3 protein-coding genes and 1 tRNA gene are annotated in these 3,017 nt (G+C 67.0%); 1 reads left to right on the top strand and 3 read right to left on the bottom strand.

Annotated elements, in window-relative coordinates; all coding sequences use genetic code 11:
* Positions 1 to 127: 127 nt before the first annotated feature.
* The 3 genes from EEJ42_RS15315 to EEJ42_RS15305 all read right to left on the bottom strand — a co-directional run bounded on the left by EEJ42_RS15315 (position 128) and on the right by EEJ42_RS15305 (position 2,265).
* Positions 128 to 1,411: an ABC transporter substrate-binding protein gene (locus EEJ42_RS15315; protein WP_123100499.1), complete on the bottom strand. Its 1,284-nt coding sequence runs from the start codon at positions 1,409 to 1,411 to the stop codon at positions 128 to 130.
* 239 nt (positions 1,412 to 1,650) lie between these two features.
* Positions 1,651 to 1,722, bottom strand: a tRNA-Val gene (locus tag EEJ42_RS15310).
* A gap of 87 nt (positions 1,723 to 1,809) precedes the next feature.
* On the bottom strand, positions 1,810 to 2,265 hold the full coding sequence (locus EEJ42_RS15305; RefSeq protein WP_123100498.1) for a TIGR02611 family protein: 456 nt from the start codon (positions 2,263 to 2,265) through the stop codon (positions 1,810 to 1,812).
* A gap of 190 nt (positions 2,266 to 2,455) precedes the next feature.
* On the opposite strand from EEJ42_RS15305, the gene EEJ42_RS15300 reads away from it, so the two are divergent.
* A complete protein-coding gene (locus EEJ42_RS15300; protein ID WP_003959770.1) occupies positions 2,456 to 2,869 on the top strand; it encodes an SsgA family sporulation/cell division regulator in 414 nt (137 codons plus the stop codon).
* Positions 2,870 to 3,017: the final 148 nt, after the last annotated feature.

The following is a 3,017-nucleotide window of genomic DNA, read 5'->3' as shown; positions in this document are numbered from 1 at the left end:
CGCCCGGCCGCCGCACCCGGAGCGTCCGGCGCGGCCCCCTTGCGGGCCTCGGGCCGGGGCGGGGCGGCCGACCGCTCCGCCCCCTTCTCCGCCGCGCGCGTCGTGGTTCGTGTCACGGAAGCTCTCCTCACGAGCCGAGCGCGGATTCCGCCTCGTCGAAGAACTGGTCCACGGCCTTGTCCACCGAGCTCTGGCCGACCGTGACATCGGTGTAGGTGCGCAGGAAGGCGGCCTCGGCGACATCGGTGCCGGCCGGATGCGGAGTGATCGGCTCCAGCTTCCCGGCCACGCTCTTCTCATACGCGGCGATCTTGGCGTCGACGCCGGTGGGCTTGTACGCCTCGTACTGGGCGGTGGTCGCGGGGATGCCGCGGTTGTAGCCCATGATCTTGCCGACCTCGGGGTCGTGCGTCATGAAGTCGATGAGCTGGGCGACTTCCTTGGGGTGCTGGGTGCGGGCGGAGCCGCTGAGCATCAGCGAGGAGAGGTACTGCCCGGTCTTCTTGCCGTCCGTGGTCGGCAGCGGCCCGAGTTCGAGCGGGGTGTCGGTCTCGGCCGCGAAGCGGACCATGAAGTTGTCCCAGGTGAACTCGGCGGCCGACAGGTTGGCGCTGATCGTCGCCTTGGGCTTGGCCTGTTCGGTCTTCTTGCCCGGCACCAGCTCACCCGCCTTGGCGTGCTGCTGCCAGGTGTTCCACCACTGCTTGAGGTCGTCCTTGGTGAAGCCGAGCTTCTTGTCCTCGGTGAAGAACGCCTTGCCGTGCTGACGCAGGTACAGGTCGTACAGGTACATCACACCGGCGTTGTCGCTGGAGCCGTAGAGCGTGCCGTCGGACTTCCGCACCTTCTTCGCGGCGGCGAAGAAGTCGTCCCACGTCCATCCGTCCTTGACGGTGACGCCCGCCTTCTTGAAGGCGGCCGGGTTGTAGAAGAAGCCGAAGGTATTGGCGCCCACCGGCACCCCGTAGAGCTTTCCGTCGATGTCCCCGGATTTCTCCAGGCCGTTCCGGAAACCCTTCAGATTGAGATTTCCCTCCTTGACCTGCTTGTTGAGATCCAGGAGAAGATTCTTGTCACCGTACTTGCGCAGAAAGGCGTACGAGTTCTGGAAGACGTCCGGCGCATTGCCGCCGGCGGCCTGGGTATTGAACTTGCTCCAGAAGTCGGCGTATTCGGCGAAGTCCGTCTTCACGGTGATGTTCGGGTGCTTCTTCTCGAAGAGCTTCACCGTCTTCTTGATCATGACGGACCGGTCCTTGGCGCCCCACCAGGCGTAACGGATGGTCACCTTCCCGCCGGACGAGCTGCCGCCGTCGCCGCCGCAGCCGGTGGCCAACAGCCCCAGCGCGACCAGCCCCGCCGCGGCCCCCCGCAGCCCTCTCGCCCTCGCCGTCCATCGCCGAGCACTCATGACACGCCCCTCCCGGGCAGGTCTGTCCGAGCTGCCCCCAGAACCAAGCTTGAAACGTTTTAGGTAAGCGCTTGCCGGGCCAAAGTAGGGATCGATGCCGCGTACGTCAACGGTTCGGACAGGATCGATGCGGAAGCGCTTCAACGGCGGGGCGCCCGCAGCGCCTCACCGGGCACTTCACGGGGCGCGAAAACGCCGAGGGCCCGGAGGCGTGAAGCCTCCGGGCCCTCGGTCCGGGGTGGGCGATACTGGGTTCGAACCAGTGACCTCTTCGGTGTGAACGAAGCGCTCTCCCGCTGAGCTAATCGCCCGGGCGCACGCCCAACATTAGCGCATGCCGGACCGTGCTCATGACCATCACGGCCGGCCCGGTACCCGGGCCGACCGACGGCCACCGGTCACTCCTTGATCTTCCAGGGCATGACGAGGCCGAACTTCCACACGTACACGGTCAGCGCCACGGCACAGATCACCAGCCCGATCGAGGTCAGGATGATGTTCCGCTTGCGCACCTTCGGATCCAGGGCGCGATGGGCAGCCTCGGTCACCTTGCGTTTCGTCCAGCGCAGCACCAGCTGCGCCCAGACGAACTCGGTCGCCCAGATCGCCATCCCGCCGAAGATCACCAGCCAGCCGGGACCGGGCAGCGGCAGCATGATGATGCCCGCCACCACGACCGCAAGGCCCACGACGAAGACCCCGACCTGCCAGCTCAGGTGCAGCGTGCGCGACCGCTTGATGAACTGCGGCGCCCGGGAACCGAAAACCGGCTCCTCCGACGCACCGTCCCCCGTCGCGACCTCGGGTGCCGGTGGAACGGCACCCGCCCGTCGCTCGTCACTCTCCGCATTCATGTGACCCAACCTACCCGATACGCCGAAGTCACCGTAATGGCGGCACCGGCGGGCCCGCGACTCGGCCGCTGGAGCTATCGGAAGACCCGCAAAACGGTCAGAGGGGTTTACAACGGCACCGTAGGTGGCATGTCGATTTCGCCGACGTGCGAATCCCCGAGCGCACACTGAGCGAAAGGCCCTGGCGCTTATGAACACCACGGTCAGCTGCGAGCTGCACCTGCGCCTCGTTGTGTCGAGCGAGTCCTCACTGCCTGTACCCGCGGGACTGCGGTATGACACGGCCGACCCTTACGCCGTGCACGCCACCTTCCACACCGGAGCCGAAGAGACGGTCGAATGGGTTTTCGCCCGCGACCTTCTCGCCGAGGGCCTGCACCGGCCCACCGGCACCGGCGACGTCAGAGTGTGGCCATCCCGTAGCCACGGCCAGGGCGTCGTCTGCATCGCCCTGAGCTCCCCGGAGGGGGAGGCTCTGCTCGAGGCCCCGGCGCGGGCCCTGGAGTCGTTCCTGAAGCGGACCGACGCCGCTGTGCCACCCGGCACCGAACACCGTCATTTCGACCTCGACACAGAGCTCTCCCACATCCTGGCGGAGAGCTGAGACCCGACGAGAGCTGAGCGCGGCCGTCCGACTCGGGGAGACGGCGCGAGCCGGGACGTGAGATTCCGGTAGTGAACATCCCGGCAGTGACAACCCGAAACAGTGGCAGAGGCAGGCGGCGGTGCCGCCGCCGCGGAACCGTCCGCGG

Origin of the sequence: Streptomyces botrytidirepellens, from assembly GCF_003721215.1 — a bacterium.
In the GTDB taxonomy this organism is placed as follows: Bacteria; Actinomycetota; Actinomycetes; order Streptomycetales; family Streptomycetaceae; genus Streptomyces; species Streptomyces himastatinicus.
Note: the sequence above shows the minus strand (reverse complement) of the source record. Positions and strands in the feature narration are given on the sequence as shown.